Genomic DNA, 14,149 nt, shown 5'->3' with positions numbered 1-14,149 from the left:
CTATAACTGGCTTGTCCATGTGGCGGCTAAGCTCTGCATAGAGAAGTTCATGCGATTGCTTGGCAAGAAGGACCATGCTCACCGCCTCACACATCGCCCGGCGTCCACGTTGACTGTCCACGGGCGTCCGATGGGCGGAAGACCATTTCTGAACGACTGCTGTAATCTGATCGATTTCTTCGTCCTGCAACGAAAGCAGATGGAGTAGAGACATCGCCGGCACCTAATGTTGCGGCAAGAGCACCCAAGTCTCCCAAGCGGCCACTACCGTTGTAATACCGGGCCGACAAGCGGATCCTACTCCTTAATGCGTGCAGAGTCTTAATTATTCAATCATAAGGTAGCACGGCACGAAGTTCCCACTTGTGGATCTGGAATGAGTTATCGGGTGGCCTCGAGTTGACTTTCAGCCAATGTCGCATCGCGGCGTACGCCCCATCACCGCTTTAGGAAACAATGCCGCCGATCGTCAGGCCGGCGAATGCGATCTCACTTGAAAGGCGGAAGAGAAAGCAATTCAGCGGCGAGAGTGATTCTGGCGGAAAAGTTGCCGGCTGGTGAGGTCGTTGACGGTCAATCCTTCGTCGTTACATCTGAAGATGCTCGCGTCCTGCGCGAGATCCCATTCAAATCCGTGTTGCTCGACTAACACCGATCGTATTACATCCGATTTCCTTACTTAGCCTCTTCTCCAACAGGCAGGGGCACTCCGGAATTAACACGGCCGACCATTTCTCTCTAAGCCACTGGAAAAAAGGCGCAATCAGCAAGGGACATCACGGCTGTGAATGTCGCCGCCGTTGCCAGGTGACTCTGGTTTCGAGTTTTGATTGCCCTGGCGAGATGCGTGAGGGGACCGAGCGTCCTGGCTCGGATCTATATTGAGCTGCGAGGCCATCGCGCGGAACAAGTGATAGATTTCCACGTCTACAGATTGGGATCGCGCGGAGGGGGCTAACGCCCCTTTTAGCCTAGGCCACCCTCTGGGCAGTCGTGCGGTCCCACAAGGCTTGTCGTCACGGCAAGGCAAGCCTGCCGGTTCACGGCGGTAGCGTCAGCGTCTTCGCGCCGATGCTTTGTGAGAAAGTGGGGCGCCATGGTGCAGGAACGAAGCATGTCTGACACGCCCCTATCCGGCCTGAACGGAAGCGCGCTCGATCAACTGGCACTTGAGCACGGTATTGATCTGAAGCGTCCAACGCCCAACGGACAGACGGTGGAAATTTCTGATGACACCAAGCGAAGGCTTCTGCACGCCTTGAATGTGCAGCCCGGCAGTCAAGCTCGCGGCCCCGATGACCGGAACATCAAGCGACACGTCTTTCAAACGGCGACTAGATGCTTCATTCCCAATTTCTTGTCGAGCGAACGGGTTTGGGGCGTAAGTCTTCAACTCTATGAACTGCGATCTCAGCGAAACTGGGGGATTGGTGATTTTGAGGACCTGCGGGTCATAATTGATCTGGTCGCTTCGCTGGGCGGTGACTTTGTCGGATTAAACCCGCTGCACGCTCCATTTCTTGCTGACGCAGGACGATGCAGTCCCTATGAACCGTCCAGCCGGCTCTTCCTCAACCCACTTTATATTGCGGTGGAAAAGCTGCCCGGCTTCCAATCGGATGCGGACCACCAAACGGCGATCGCCGCTTTGCGCGACACCGATCTCGTCGCATATGAGGCCGTCGCATCGGCCAAGCTTTCCGCGTTGCGAACGATATGGACGCGGTGGAAAAGCGTTGATGCGGCTGATTTCACGGTGGCGGAATTTGAAGCGTTCGTCCGAAATGGCGACGTCACGCTTCGACGTCACGCGCTTTTTGAGGCTCTGTCGGCGCAGATGACGCAAAGCGGCTTTTCGGCAGGCTGGCACTCCTGGCCAAAGGAGTTTCAGGATCCGAATGCGCTGGCGGTCGGTTCATTCGCCGCCGAGAACGACGATGACATCCGCTTTCATCTCTGGCTTCAATGGGTCACGCATCGCCAGCTTTCGCAAGCCGCCGCGCATGCTCGAACATCTGGTTTGCGGATTGGACTTTATCTCGATCTCGCTGTCGGCGAGGCTCTGGACGGTTCAGCAACATGGAGCGACCGCGAGGTCTACCTTACGGACGCGACCATCGGCAGCCCGCCTGATCCGTTCGCGCCGGACGGCCAGGACTGGCATCTTGCAGCGTTTCAGCCTTCGCGGATCGCTTCTGGTGAGGCCCCGCCGTTCCAGCGGATGGTAAAAGCGGCGATGCATTATGCCGGCGCCATCAGGATCGACCATGCCGCGGCCCTGCGCCGGCTTTTCCTGGTCCCTGTCGATGGAATGCCGGCCGACGGCGCTTATGTCAGTTATCCGCAGGACGACCTGATCCGGATCCTGGCAGAAACATCCGCCCAGCATCGCTGCCTTGTCATCGGTGAGGATCTGGGATTGCTCCCTCAGGGACTTCAGCACGATCTGGCGGCGGCAAACATCCTGTCCTATCGAATTCTCTCCTATGAACGTGATGATGCAGGCTTCAAGGCAGCAGTCGACTACCCGGCTCTCGCCCTCGCCTGCATATCGACGCATGACCATCAGACGCTGACGGGCTGGTGGCGCGGCGCCGATATCGCCTTGCGTGCCGAACACGGTATTGTTTCGCCGGAACTGACGCGACAGCATGAGAATGAGCGCCACGCGGAACGCCACCAGCTGATCCAAGCGATTGGCAATTCGAACTCCGATATCTTAACCGAGACCCCGTCGGCATCCGCCCTGGACGACATGACCATCCGGGCGCATCGGTTTATCGCCGAGACGCCGAGCATCCTGGTGGCTGTTCGTCTCGCCGACCTGACGGACGAAAAGCGACCAACCAATGTCCCGGGTACGAGCAGTAGTTACCCCAACTGGCAACCGAAACTTTCGGTGTCGATCGAGAGGCTGTCTGCCCTTCCCTCCCTGAGGGGGATTTCGGACACGATGAACAAGGGTCGGCAGGTGAGCCTGTCGGACCGTGTTCGGAATTTCGGCCATCATGGCAAGCAGCACTCGCAGGAAACATCCAGCTTGTCCAACCGACCTGTGGCGGTGAGCGACGCAACCGACAAGACGGATGCCCAAAAGCTCGACGCGATCGTCGAGAAATACGCCGACAAAATTCCACGGCCTTTGGGTCGTTTTATCAGATGGCTGAGAAAGCCTGAGCTGCGATGGCTCCGCCTGGGAGCCGGCATCTTGTTTGTGCTCTTCGGGTTCGTCGGGTTTCTCCCCATCCTTGGTTTCTGGATGGTGCCGTTGGGTTTGATCATCCTTGCACAGGACAGCAAGTTTTTGCAGCGCCCGACCTTGAAGGCCATCACCTGGCTCGAAGCCAAACTGGCGAAGTAGAAACCGGGGGCCTGGAGGTTGCGTCGGGCGTCACTTGAATACGCGCCTGCCAGTAAAGGAAGAATTCGCACGCGACGGGACCTTTTCGGAATCGCGAGAATCAAGATCTCGACATGGGTGGTGCGCACTTGAAACTGATTCGTTTTAAATGGGAACGAATCACTCGCGTGAGACTAAGTCGCGGATCAATCGTTCCGCCACTTGTTCCAGGTGGTAATAATCCCGTCGAGGCTTTTGCTGATGATTGGATCGTCCGAGGATTCGACGATCGCAGCGAGAAAGGCTGCAGCGTCGCGGCGCAGTTGCGCCACGGTTGCTGGCTCTTCGGTCTCTGACTGCCGGTCCTTGTGGGAAAGATTGGTCGGAGGATCCTCCGCCAGGGCCGCAAGGTTTTGTAAAATCGCATTGCTGGCCGAGACAGGGTCATGGCGACCGGTAGAGACAGCCAACCCATTAAGGTGGAACAGGAGAACGCTCGTGAGTGGTGGCAGCACCAGCGGCGTCACTGGCATGCCTGTTTAGCGCCGGTCCAGTCGGTGACTGGCGCCACCACGCGCACTGCGTCCCAAGAGGCATATCAAGGACACGGACATCGCAACGATACCCACCACGATATGCGAGATCAACGGATCTGAGAGATGGTCGAAGTTAGCTATCCAGGGCGCGGCCGTGATCCAGGCACCAAGGCCGAGACAGGCACGCTCTATCGTCGGCCAAATATCTGTGGCAGCGATTGATGCCATGATGACCAGTGCCATGCCCGAAATGAGCGCGTGTGCGAAACCGATTGATGTTGTGCCATAATCCAGTACGAAGGGGCAGCAGCACAATACCGCTCCGGGCGCTTAGGGTGTGGAGTCGTGGAAGTAGTGATCGTTGTTCCTCCGTGCGAAGAACAGATTTGGGACGCCGATTTTTCGAATTCATGTCCGCCTTAAGACTGCAATTTGCCATTCGTGCAAACGGGCCGTGACCTCCCGGTAAATAGCTGATCGCCGGCGGGGAAATCCTGCCGCGCATACGCGCGCAGAGACCGACCTTCTATCCGGTCGCCTGCTCGCCGCAGGCATGGGCTGCGCCTTTGTCGTTATTGCAGTTATGCTTCGGTCTCGAGTTCGAACCGGACGCCTTGCAGATCAGCATGAACGAGCCGCGCCTTTGGAGCTTCCTCGACGAGGTCACGGAGCGGCACCTGCTGATAGGCAGTGGTTCGGCCGACATTGCCATTCGACGCTCCGGTCGCAATGTCGTGGTGGACGTGATCAAAAGGTCGATATCCGCGGGCTCACGACCGCATGACCGGTTGGGCGGCCAAGCCCCGGCAACGTCATTTGTCCTGCTCTTCCTCGTCGGCGGAGAGCAGATCGATGAGCGCGGCAATCCTGCCTGTCGGCAGACGGCGACCTTCGCCAAACAATGCTTCGTCGTTGTTGGCCCACGCGAATGCTTCGGCGAGTTCGGCCTGGGTCGCACCTGTCGCGATGACTTCAGCCACCAGAGTTTCGTCGGCAGGCCCAAGGATGGCGATGACGTCGCCTGAAATCATTGTCATGGCCACTTTCTCCTCTCTCTAACTCGGCTGAGATAGGTGACGCTTCGGAAAGATTCAATCTTTACACCGGAAAATTCCACTTCCCTTGAAATTCTAATACACTGAATTATATCAATATTAGTCGATTCCTAAACGGGATTGACACAGGTCCAGGAGGCGCCGGTCGCTCTTGGCGTCTCCTTATATCCATGTTGCTTATAAGGAGGATATGGCTATGAGGACAAACCTCGATTTCTCACCCCTATTCCGGTCAAGCATAGGCTTTGACCGTATGTTCGAAGCGCTTGAGGCTGCAAGCCGCGCCGAGACGAGCGATAGTTGGCCGCCTTACGATATCGTCAAAGCTGGCGAGAATGATTACCGCATTGTCATGGCAGTGGCGGGCTTCTCACAGGACGAACTGACGACGACCCAAGAGTAGAACATGCTCATCGTCTCGGGACAGAAGGCAAGTGCCGATGACCTCCAATATCTGCATCGCGGCATCGGTAGCGGCTCGTTCCAACGTCGCTTTGAACTCGCCGACGACGTGAGGGTCGTGAGTGCGGGTTTAGTCAACGGTCTGCTGACCATCGATCTCAAGCGCGAAATCCCTCAAGAGATGAAGCCGCGTCAGATCGAGATCCGAACCGGCCAGACAATGCCGAAGGTCGCGGCCCAGCAGATCGAGGGCAAGCAGCAGGCGGCTTAAGCCTTCGCTGCAGAAAAGTTTTGCCAACGAACCCACAGAAAGGAGAAGAAACATGAGTGTTCGTGATCTGATTCCCTGGGGCCGCAATAATGGCGCCCAGGTGCCAAGTCTCTTACGCGATGACGACCGTGATCCCTTCCTGTCGCTTCATCGCGAGGTGAACCGTCTATTCGATGACGTCTTCCGCGGCTTTGGTTCCGGCCTGCCATCTTTTGGCAACACCTCCGTCTTCGGAGGTGGGTGGCCAAGCGTCGAAATCTCCAATACCGACAGGGAGATTAAGGTGACGGCCGAAGTCCCCGGCCTAGAAGAGAAGGACATCGAGGTCCTGCTCAATGAGGGCGTGTTGACGCTAAAGGGCGAAAAGCGCTCCGAGAGCGAGGACAAGGATCGGCAGTTCTCCGAACGCTACTACGGCCGCTTCGAGCGTCGCATTCCGCTCGGTGTCGAGCTCGACGAAGATCAGGTCGACGCCACCTTCAGGAACGGCGTGTTGACCGTCACCTTGCCGAAGACCGAGAAGGCGCAGTCGCAGGTCAGGCGCATCGCAATCAAGAGCTGATCGAAACGAACGCGCGGCGCCGGCCATCTGGCGGCCGGCGCGCATCCCTCGCCTAGATGGGGAGGACAAATGATGGAGTTTGGCAGACACAGATAACGAGAGAATAGCAACGGCTTCCGGTTTGCGTGTCTCGCGCGATAGTCGGCGGGGGCATCCTTGTTTCGGGGAACCCACCATCCCCGATAACGCGGTTACCCGGGTCTTCAACCGTCGCGCTCGGTGACTATGACAGGGACCGCGCGGACGAAGGGCCGGTGGCTTGTTTTCGGCCGGCGCAGCGTGCCATTCATCGAAGATTTGATGGCCGACACGGGACGCGCCGACGATGGCGGGCAGCGATTACCAACCAGAGACCACAGCGTGCCCACGACGGATGGCGTCGGCGAAGGTGCCCCCCACTCGCCATCCCGCCACTACCGACGGCACCGAGTGCTCAACGTCTCGGCCAAGATCGTCGCTCGCTGGGCCGGCTGACCCGCCACTGCGAATTTCCTCCAGAATGGATTCGGCATCTGACAAATTTTCATGGAGGATGTATTGAAACGAAAAAAACGGGAAAGTAAATTTTGAGCGGCGCCGGATTCCGGCGTCGTCCTTGTTGATCACCAATGTTTTCAGTGAGGTAGCAATGAACGCCAACTTTAATCGTCCCGTCTATCTGAAGGAACGGGAAGGCCTGATTCGAGAGATATTGTCTCTGGCGGACGCCATCGATTTTCTCGAAAACTGGCCGGAGAACGCCCGAGATCTGGTCCATGAGGCGACCATCAAGACCTGCTACATGACCCATGATGGACATAAGCCGCTTGAGGTAGCACGCGATGCCGTTCGGGCATTCGGGAATAAGAAGGGTATCTTGATGAAGCAGCCTGCGATTCAGCCGTGGATGATCAAGTCGCCAACCGGTGGTGGCCGCGTTCAGCGATCAGGATGAGACGCGGCTCACCTTGATTGCCTGCCGCGCACGCTGGCTATGCCCGACATCAGCCATGCAAGACGCCGAAGCAAATGCAGCTCGCCAACGCATTCTGTCGATTTCTCGAGTTACCCCAGACACTGGAATAGGACGGCCCGACACCATCGAACTCTCTAAGCTCAAAATTGCAACAAGCGATCATTTTGCCCGTGCTCGCCGGCCTGAACGACACTAGTTTAGGAATTGCGCATTTTAAAGCGCAGATGGAGTCAGTGAAAAGGACTGCCTAGCTCGCGGTTGGGCAAACGACGCACCGCTAAGGCAGCGATTCACGTTTTAGCCTCGGACTTCCGGATTCAGCCCACGGGCGAGAACTGAAGTCAGCCACGCGGCAAGACCCCCAAGAAAAGCGAGCGATTCTCCCCAAAAGCGCACAGCGTAGCGCACAGCGAGAACATGGACCGGTACCCAAAAGCATTAGCCCAGATTCCCGTGCCGAGACCTGAAAGTTAAAAGCCTACGCTGTTGGTACTGCCAAACAGCACCGACGCGGTCCCGCCCGAGCCAGCAGCATGTTCTGCACCATATCCATTCCTACTATGCTTATAATCCCTATACCCGCAGCGCATGACAGCTGACCAACGTCGAGGCAAAGCATCGTAGGCAACCGCGGCATACCCGGTGACGGCGGGCGCGACCTTGCGGCTAAGGGCACGCTGGCGAGGCCACTGGTATGTCCGGCTCTGGATGGGCCGCACGACAGAAGTCTGACGCGGACCAGATAGCTTGAACTGGGCCAGAAGCTCGATCAGCGATTCGGCGCCGCGGGCGAGACCGTGGCTGGCGGCGGTCTATGCGGACGTGACGGGCAACCAGAGACTGGAATAGGAACGGTCAGAAATCCCACGGGCACAGGAGATCGAGACCGTCGTTTCGAAATTCTTGAGATTGCGTGTGGCAAGGCGCCCGCCATTCACTCGCGCGACTGCAGCGATCATTCCATCAGGTGCTGACATTGCGCGCCCTCGACGAACCGCCTCCGCCATGATTTCCCCATAAGCGAGGGCGGCTTCCTCCGTCAGCCCAAAGATCCGATCGGCAAACCGACGACGCCACTCCGCCAGACCCTCCTCCAGACGATCGGCCTGCTGCTCCGGCCTAATCTGCTGGATACCGAAAGCGATGTCGGCGATTGTCACAGTTGGCAGCGCCAGTTCCGCATCGAACCGAACCAGCCAAGCCATGACAGCTTCACCTGGAGCCTTCCTTAAAGTTTCGGAGACGACGTTGGTGTCGAGAAATATCAAACCTCGATGCCTCGATGAGGATGACGGTTTTCACGGATGACGGCATCCACATCAATGTCTGTGGCAGCTTGCGCGTTTACACGCAAATAGAAACTAGAAGCAGGCTCGCGCCCCACCTCGCGGGTCTCGTAGGCTTCAAGCGCGCGTTCAACCACTTCGGCAATCGAACAATTTTCACGGCGCGCTAGCCTGTGAGCCAGATCCCTTGCCTTTGAGCTTCGGACAGAGAGTTGTGGCGCGGCCATTTGTGGTGGTTCTCCATTTAGCCAAATATAAAGCCAACAATCGGCTGCCATCAAGATGGCGCCTGATGGCTTGCCGTTAATCAGATCAAGACATCCTAGCCCGGGCACTGCCGAGGCAGAATTGAACCACTGGATGCCGATGCCCTCTGCCAATCTCAACTGCGGTTCCACGCCATCACTTTGGGAAGGCGACGACGCTTCGACAAACCGACGTGTCGGGAATCTCGAACTTCGCCGCCAAAGCTCCTGCACATGGCCATACATCATCGGCCTACCTCATGGCACATGAAAGGCCGACAGCCGCTAGCGTCGACCAATTTGCCTTGGCCGGGAGCATATCGAGCGAACACGCGCCTCCTGGATTGAACTGGATGACGCTGAGGCCGTTATCGGTGAAAGCACGTGTTTGCATATGAGGAGCGGAACGCCATGTCCGAAGGACAGGATTTTGATGCAGGGGACTTCGCGGTCACCTTGCAGCGATAGCGGATGAGGAGCTGTTCAAACTCATGCAGGAACTCGACGCAGAGAGCGAAGACGTCGCGATCGAGGTGCGCGAGGCAAGCGATTCCCAATAACGCACTCGTCGAAACCGCCATTTGAGAGGGCCGTCCAAAAATATTCTGAAAACTCCGAGCGACTTTTCCAACAACTCGACGATCTCGTGGCTGAAATTATCGACCGGTTCGCCAGCGAGGGACACGGGACGGTCGTGTGATCGAGACCCTTTAGAACGTGCTTGCGAAGCGGCGGTTCGCCTACGACCGGGACCCAGATCCGACGGAAGAGGTCGTTGAGGAGCCTCAAACGACTGGCCCGCCGCCAACGGACGGCGTCCTGACTAGAAGGGATGATCGCGTGCTCGACACTGATCACCCGACCCGATCGAAACTGTCAAAAGCCTCACCCGGGCACAACGGGACGCGATCACGGCGATCGCCCTTTTCCACCGGCTACGCAAAGCCGGGAGAGGTTGGCTAGTGGGTGACAAACAGCTCTCCGAAAAGGTCATCGAGCGCCTGTACCCGGATTGACGGCGCCAACGATGTCCTGGATGTTGTAGGTAGCCCCGGCGCTGACCAGTCCCAGCCCCCTTTCCGGCGATAGCGCGGCGACAATGCAGGCTGCGCGGCCACCCCAGTCGTATCATCCAGGGATCGCCTTTTCGATCGACAGGCTGTCCATCAGCGCCAACAAATCGGCGCGCAGTGCCGCCTTTTCCCCGGAGCGCGGCGTTTCTTGCGAAAGAAGGGGTCTGGCCATACCCTCACAAGAAAGGCACGATGCAACGGTTTCCCGATGTCGCGAGGGTCATCGCAACGGCGTCATAGGGAAAGCCATGAAGCAGGATCGTTGGCATGCCATCCGCGGGACCTGACTCGTAATAGGAAATATTCAGGACACCCGCGGAGACATGTTTCAAAGCCGGCACTTGCGACATGGTCACCTAAAAGTCGTTCCGATCAAGCGACGCCCTTGCCGCCGGTGACACCGTAAACCTCGCCGTTGATGAAGCTCGCTTCCTGAGAGGCGAGGAGCACAAAGACGGGAGCCAGCTCGACCGGCTGGCCGGGACGACCAAAATCACTGTCCTTGCCGAAGGTCTTGACCTTCTCGTCTGGCTGGCCGCCACTCGGCTGGAGAACTGTCCAAACGGGGCCCGGTGCGACAACATTGGCGCGAATGCCACGTTCGATCAGTTGCTTGGCGAGCGCTTTCGTATACGCCACGATACCAGCCTTGGTCGTGGCGTAGTCGAGCAGGATCGGAGACGGCTGGTAGGCTTGGATAGAAGCTGTCGTGATCACCGCCGCTCCTGCTGGCATATGAGGAACCGCAGCCTGTGCGATCCAGTGGAGCGCATAGAGATTGGTCTTCATCGTTTTATCGAAATCTTCGCTGGAGAGATCGTCGATCTTCTCGCGATATTGCTGCCGGCCGGCATTGACGACGAGAATGTCGAGACCGCCCAGCCGTGAAACGGTTTTCTCGACCAGTTCACGGCACCATGCTTCGTCCTTGATGTCACCCGGCAGGGCGAGCGATGTGCGGCCCTCGGCTTCGATAAGGCCGATCACCTCTTTGGCATCCGCTTCTTCATCCGGGAGGTAGGCGATGGCGACATCGGCGCCCTCGCGAGCAAAAGCGATGGCCGCGGCACGCCCGATGCCGGAATCCCCGCCCGTGACGAGGGCCTTGCGGCCCGTGAGCCTTCCCGATCCCCGATAGCTTTGCTCACCGTGATCCGGCACGGGATCCATCTTGCGGGCGAGGCCAGGCGCCTGCTGCGGCTGGACCGAAAAAGGGGGCGCGGGATAGAGATCGCGAGGATCGTTCAAGAAGGTTTTGTCGCTCATGATGACACCCGATGCTTTCGCAAAATTGCGCGATAATGACTGTCTGCGAACGCCCGTTTGCTCCTTTGGTTCCTGCAAGCCCGCCGGTGGAGCAAACTTTTTGAACCTTCGTTCGTCCTTATTATCGCCGAAGGAGGAATGTCATGCGCCGTGCTGACAAGTCCAAGTACACAGACAAGCAGGAACGCGGGCGGACCACATTGCCGAAGTTACGAAGACCGCGGCGTATCCGAGAAGGAGGCCGAGCGCCCAGCCTGGGCGACTGTCAACAAGGATGATGGCGGTGGCAAGGAGGCTGGCGGTTCAGGGCAAGGCAAGCATACCTCCCGCAGGCCACGAAGCCGGCGAGAAAGGCGGCAAAGCTCCAGCGTCGCGACCGGCCGCAGACCGTTCGGCTTCGGCAAAGAAGGCGGCGGCGACGCGGAAGCGGAACGCCGGGCACCGCGTTGATCATTGATGAACCACATGATCATGCACGGGGTCACGAGCGTGGCGATGCCGTCGAACACCATCCGAGGTCCCTCGCAAGAAACAGCTCACATGGCGGCTCAGTCAGGCCCAGGTCATACCAAGGCGCGGACGGGCCTCTCCGACAGGCAACTGCGCCTTCTAGTTGATTTCGTTGAGGCCAACGTCGATCAAACGCTCACGATCGCCAACCCTGGCGCGCGAGGCGGGGGCCAGCACTTCGCATCGTCGCCATGGCTTCAAGCAAGCGATGGGCATCGCCCGCGACGGAGGGAGGACGACGCGAGTGCTAGCGAAGCAGCCCTTTCGGCCGGCTTCTCGCACCAATCCCACATGGCACGATGGATGAGGTGCGAGGTCGGATACCGCTGTCGAGGCGAATTCAGCCCAAGAGGCTTTAGAAGCTCTGAAGATGGCCCCTGCGATCGATCGTTACCAATTACGCGATGCCGGTTATGACCGGCTCACAGCTTGCAGACGAGATCCGGCACGTGGCACCTAGTGCTGGCCACCGGGTATGCCGAACTGCCGGAGGGGGCGACACAACTATGGTCAGGCTCGCCAAGCCCTTTACCCAAGTGCAGCTTGCGGCCCGTTGGCGGGAGCTATGCATCGACGTGGTTGAGCTCGGGAGCATGCAGTCGCTTGAGAAAGGCCCGTTTGGGCTCGTGAGACTCGATCTGACCACCCTTATTGATGCTAGAAGATCCGACCGACCGAATTGTGTGCCAGCACGATGAGGCAAGCGGCGCCTCATCGTCGTGAAGTGGCCTAGCATCGGCTTGTCTGGGACTCGATAGGCTTGTTCAGAGTTCATGAGATTGCCGGCGACCACCCTCGAGGACAAGGCCCCGCGAAACCTGTGCCAACTTGGTCCGTGGGCACCAAGCGGGGTCACGCACGGTCGTAGGTAAATGACGTCAGCAGGGTGGTGACGAAATTGCTCGCCCGTTCCTTGACCAGAACCTCAGTCCATTCATCGGTTCCGCGAAGCCTTAGATCCGTATAGATGCTGTCGACAGCTGCTTCTTCGATCCGCTTAATATGCGTCTTGAACGCGGCTTCCCCGCCGGCATGATACATGTCGCGGATGACCATGCGCAAGATCTCCTGGATCGCGATCTGCCAGGCAGTGTTGATCGCCTGAAGTTCCTTCGTATCGGGTGCCATCGGAGGCTCCTGTGGTGTGAGTGAGAACCTTCAGCGAGCCGCGATGAGACGGCGTCGGCAGCTCGGATCATCGAGCGGAAGGCTAAGCTTGTCTCGCTTTACGGTTGGCATAACGACGGTCGCGTTCAGCCTTTCGCGCCGCCTCATCCCCGATCACCCGCGCTATCCGGGCGTTCTCGGCTGCGACGCGGGCTTCGTTTGCGCCTTGAGCTACCGCGTCCGCGGCGGCTTGTTGCTCGCTGGCTTCCGCATTCCGCCGTTCCTGCTCTGCGAGCTTGAGCCGGTCGCGCTCCTGGCGCCTTTGTTCCCTGGCGGAAGCGGCAGCGAGGCGCTCAGCCTCTCTTGTCGCTCGCAGAGGCTCGGCTGCAGCCCTTGCAGCGCGATAGGCATTGAGAAGAGCTGTCTTGGCATCCGCCGCTGCGGCGCGCCGATCTGATAGCTCTTTGTTTCGTGCGTTTTTCAAATTTTCGTCCTGGATTGTGTTGCTAGGGATCAGCGCGCTCTGTCGCGTTTTGCAAGAAGCGCGGACGTTGCTGACGCTCGGTCCTGAAGTTCTTTCGAAAGGCGCGCCTCGCGAAGCCGCAATGTCTTCGCCTCCCGTGCAAGAACAAAGGCGTCGAGTTCTTCGACTGCTTTATCCTTGGCGAAGAACTGCTTTTGCACGTCGCCAAAGGCAACCTCCGCCCGCTGGCGGGATTTGCTGTATGTCTGTGTCATGGGAGTTCCGATCCGGATGGGCTCGCTGGAAGGCGATAAACAAAAAGCCAGGCAAATTGCCTGGCCCCGTTTCGATAAGTTGCTTCAACCAGTGCCCAGTACATCCGTGGTCAAAGGGAAGCAGTGTTTAATCAAGCCGACTGCAGATTGCAGGCCGACATTTTGCCCGACTTGTTGTCACGCTCAAGATCGAAGCCGATCTTTTGCCCTTCCACGAGTTCGCGCATTCCGGCGCGTTCGACAGCAGAGATATGAACGAACGCATCGGCGCCGCCATTGTCGGGCTGAATGAAGCCGAAGCCCTTGGTGGAATTAAACCATTTAACTGTGCCAGTGGTCATGAGAACCCTTTCATAGCAATAGAGGAACCACAACGCCAAAGCGCTGCGCAAGATAGCGATTTTTGAAAGAGGGGTTCGTTCAAGGCGCGTTGCCAATCGCGCGGTAACCAAAGCTCAGCAAGCAAATATCGATGTCTTGTTCAATAGGCCAAAGGGTCCTCGTCGTCAACAGATTTCGAGCGGAATAGACTTCCGACTTAGTCACTCTGAATCTGCTTCCGGCCAACGTACAGTGACATTGCCCAGACTGCACTCCTTCACCGTGCCCTACCTGCCCTACCCTCAGGGCATAGTCGGCCCTCTAAGAAGCGGACGCGCGGCCGTTGCGAGTGCTGCGGCACACCAGCGCCCTTCGCGACCGCTCCGGGCGATGATTATCCTACGTCATAGGGAGAAGCTTGCCGACGGCGGCAGCGATAGAGTTCAGAATGCTTGCGATTTGTCCGAACTGCCACAGGGCGC

At 58.2% G+C, this 14,149-nt stretch carries 12 protein-coding genes and 6 pseudogenes; 6 read left to right on the top strand and 12 right to left on the bottom strand.

Annotated elements, in window-relative coordinates:
* Nucleotides 1-214, bottom strand: a 214-nt coding sequence (locus AC1DTN_RS12710) for a hypothetical protein (protein ID WP_477921188.1), incomplete at its 3' end; no start/stop codon positions are given.
* Nucleotides 215-1,138: 924 nt separating this feature from the next.
* On the opposite strand from AC1DTN_RS12710, the pseudogene malQ reads away from it, so the two are divergent.
* Nucleotides 1,139-2,968: pseudogene (malQ, locus tag AC1DTN_RS12705) on the top strand (4-alpha-glucanotransferase); the annotation flags it as partial.
* Between the two features lie 593 nt (nucleotides 2,969-3,561).
* Here the strand turns inward: malQ and AC1DTN_RS12700 are convergent.
* Both AC1DTN_RS12700 and AC1DTN_RS12695 read right to left on the bottom strand, forming a co-directional pair.
* Nucleotides 3,562-3,672, bottom strand: a pseudogene (locus tag AC1DTN_RS12700) (histidine kinase); the annotation flags it as partial.
* Between the two features lie 207 nt (nucleotides 3,673-3,879).
* Entirely contained in the window at nucleotides 3,880-4,191 is a 312-nt protein-coding gene (locus tag AC1DTN_RS12695; RefSeq protein WP_477921186.1) for an SPW repeat protein, read from the bottom strand.
* A gap of 179 nt (nucleotides 4,192-4,370) precedes the next feature.
* On the opposite strand from AC1DTN_RS12695, the pseudogene AC1DTN_RS12690 reads away from it, so the two are divergent.
* Nucleotides 4,371-4,631 (top strand): annotated as a pseudogene (locus AC1DTN_RS12690) (amylo-alpha-1,6-glucosidase); the annotation flags it as partial.
* A gap of 57 nt (nucleotides 4,632-4,688) precedes the next feature.
* On the opposite strand, the gene AC1DTN_RS12685 reads toward AC1DTN_RS12690, so the two are convergent.
* Nucleotides 4,689-4,913: a hypothetical protein gene (locus tag AC1DTN_RS12685; RefSeq protein WP_113186307.1), complete on the bottom strand. Its 225-nt coding sequence runs from the start codon at nucleotides 4,911-4,913 to the stop codon at nucleotides 4,689-4,691.
* A 214-nt stretch (nucleotides 4,914-5,127) separates the two neighbouring features.
* Here AC1DTN_RS12685 and AC1DTN_RS12680 point away from each other — a divergent pair.
* Together AC1DTN_RS12680 and AC1DTN_RS12675 are read left to right on the top strand one after the other, a co-directional pair.
* Nucleotides 5,128-5,604, top strand: a pseudogene (locus tag AC1DTN_RS12680) (Hsp20 family protein).
* A gap of 52 nt (nucleotides 5,605-5,656) precedes the next feature.
* Nucleotides 5,657-6,166, top strand: a complete 510-nt coding sequence (locus AC1DTN_RS12675) for an Hsp20/alpha crystallin family protein (RefSeq protein WP_477921184.1) — start codon at nucleotides 5,657-5,659, stop codon at nucleotides 6,164-6,166.
* Nucleotides 6,167-6,505: 339 nt separating this feature from the next.
* Here AC1DTN_RS12675 and AC1DTN_RS12670 read toward each other — a convergent pair whose 3' ends face one another.
* The gene (locus AC1DTN_RS12670) at nucleotides 6,506-6,805 is read right to left on the bottom strand and encodes a hypothetical protein (protein WP_477921182.1); all 300 of its coding nucleotides are present in this window, start codon (nucleotides 6,803-6,805) and stop codon (nucleotides 6,506-6,508) included.
* Here AC1DTN_RS12670 and AC1DTN_RS12665 point away from each other — a divergent pair.
* Nucleotides 6,795-7,100, top strand: a complete 306-nt coding sequence (locus AC1DTN_RS12665; RefSeq protein WP_477921180.1) for a DUF982 domain-containing protein — start codon at nucleotides 6,795-6,797, stop codon at nucleotides 7,098-7,100. The genes AC1DTN_RS12670 and AC1DTN_RS12665 overlap by 11 nt on opposite strands.
* Nucleotides 7,101-7,976: 876 nt before the next feature.
* Here the strand turns inward: AC1DTN_RS12665 and AC1DTN_RS12660 are convergent.
* The 3 genes and pseudogenes from AC1DTN_RS12660 to AC1DTN_RS12650 form a co-directional block, all read right to left on the bottom strand.
* A pseudogene (locus AC1DTN_RS12660) lies at nucleotides 7,977-8,389 on the bottom strand (PIN domain-containing protein).
* Nucleotides 8,386-8,634: a type II toxin-antitoxin system VapB family antitoxin gene (locus AC1DTN_RS12655; RefSeq protein ID WP_477921178.1), complete on the bottom strand. Its 249-nt coding sequence runs from the start codon at nucleotides 8,632-8,634 to the stop codon at nucleotides 8,386-8,388. Before AC1DTN_RS12655 ends, AC1DTN_RS12660 begins: the two are co-directional and overlap by 4 nt.
* A gap of 1,463 nt (nucleotides 8,635-10,097) precedes the next feature.
* Nucleotides 10,098-10,991, bottom strand: coding sequence for an SDR family oxidoreductase (locus AC1DTN_RS12650; RefSeq protein WP_477921176.1), 894 nt, complete (start codon nucleotides 10,989-10,991; stop codon nucleotides 10,098-10,100).
* Between the two features lie 143 nt (nucleotides 10,992-11,134).
* Between AC1DTN_RS12650 and AC1DTN_RS12645 the strand changes: the two are divergent.
* A pseudogene (locus AC1DTN_RS12645) lies at nucleotides 11,135-11,448 on the top strand (plasmid stabilization protein).
* Between the two features lie 905 nt (nucleotides 11,449-12,353).
* Here AC1DTN_RS12645 and AC1DTN_RS12640 read toward each other — a convergent pair.
* The 4 genes from AC1DTN_RS12640 to AC1DTN_RS12625 all read right to left on the bottom strand — a co-directional run bounded on the left by AC1DTN_RS12640 (nucleotide 12,354) and on the right by AC1DTN_RS12625 (nucleotide 13,687).
* Complete coding sequence (locus AC1DTN_RS12640) at nucleotides 12,354-12,629, bottom strand: hypothetical protein (RefSeq protein ID WP_113186314.1); 276 nt, start codon at nucleotides 12,627-12,629, stop codon at nucleotides 12,354-12,356.
* An 82-nt stretch (nucleotides 12,630-12,711) separates the two neighbouring features.
* Nucleotides 12,712-13,092, bottom strand: a complete 381-nt coding sequence (locus tag AC1DTN_RS12635; RefSeq protein ID WP_477921174.1) for a DUF6481 family protein — start codon at nucleotides 13,090-13,092, stop codon at nucleotides 12,712-12,714.
* A gap of 29 nt (nucleotides 13,093-13,121) precedes the next feature.
* Nucleotides 13,122-13,346, bottom strand: coding sequence for a hypothetical protein (locus AC1DTN_RS12630; protein WP_113322099.1), 225 nt, complete (start codon nucleotides 13,344-13,346; stop codon nucleotides 13,122-13,124).
* A gap of 131 nt (nucleotides 13,347-13,477) precedes the next feature.
* The gene (locus tag AC1DTN_RS12625; protein WP_113186317.1) at nucleotides 13,478-13,687 is read right to left on the bottom strand and encodes a cold-shock protein; all 210 of its coding nucleotides are present in this window, start codon (nucleotides 13,685-13,687) and stop codon (nucleotides 13,478-13,480) included.
* Nucleotides 13,688-14,149: the final 462 nt, after the last annotated feature.

This window comes from Rhizobium sp. 01T444 (assembly GCF_056398305.1).
This window is presented reverse-complemented; position numbering and strand designations above follow the sequence as displayed.

Coding starts and splice junctions, on each gene's coding strand:
- AC1DTN_RS12685 (WP_113186307.1), bottom strand. CDS start 4,913: ATGACAATGATTTCAGGCGACGTCATCGCCATCCTTGGGCCTGCCGAC.
- AC1DTN_RS12675 (WP_477921184.1), top strand. CDS start 5,657: ATGAGTGTTCGTGATCTGATTCCCTGGGGCCGCAATAATGGCGCCCAG.
- AC1DTN_RS12665 (WP_477921180.1), top strand. CDS start 6,795: ATGAACGCCAACTTTAATCGTCCCGTCTATCTGAAGGAACGGGAAGGC.
- AC1DTN_RS12655 (WP_477921178.1), bottom strand. CDS start 8,634: ATGGCCGCGCCACAACTCTCTGTCCGAAGCTCAAAGGCAAGGGATCTG.
- AC1DTN_RS12650 (WP_477921176.1), bottom strand. CDS start 10,991: ATGAGCGACAAAACCTTCTTGAACGATCCTCGCGATCTCTATCCCGCG.
- AC1DTN_RS12640 (WP_113186314.1), bottom strand. CDS start 12,629: ATGGCACCCGATACGAAGGAACTTCAGGCGATCAACACTGCCTGGCAG.
- AC1DTN_RS12630 (WP_113322099.1), bottom strand. CDS start 13,346: ATGACACAGACATACAGCAAATCCCGCCAGCGGGCGGAGGTTGCCTTT.
- AC1DTN_RS12625 (WP_113186317.1), bottom strand. CDS start 13,687: ATGACCACTGGCACAGTTAAATGGTTTAATTCCACCAAGGGCTTCGGC.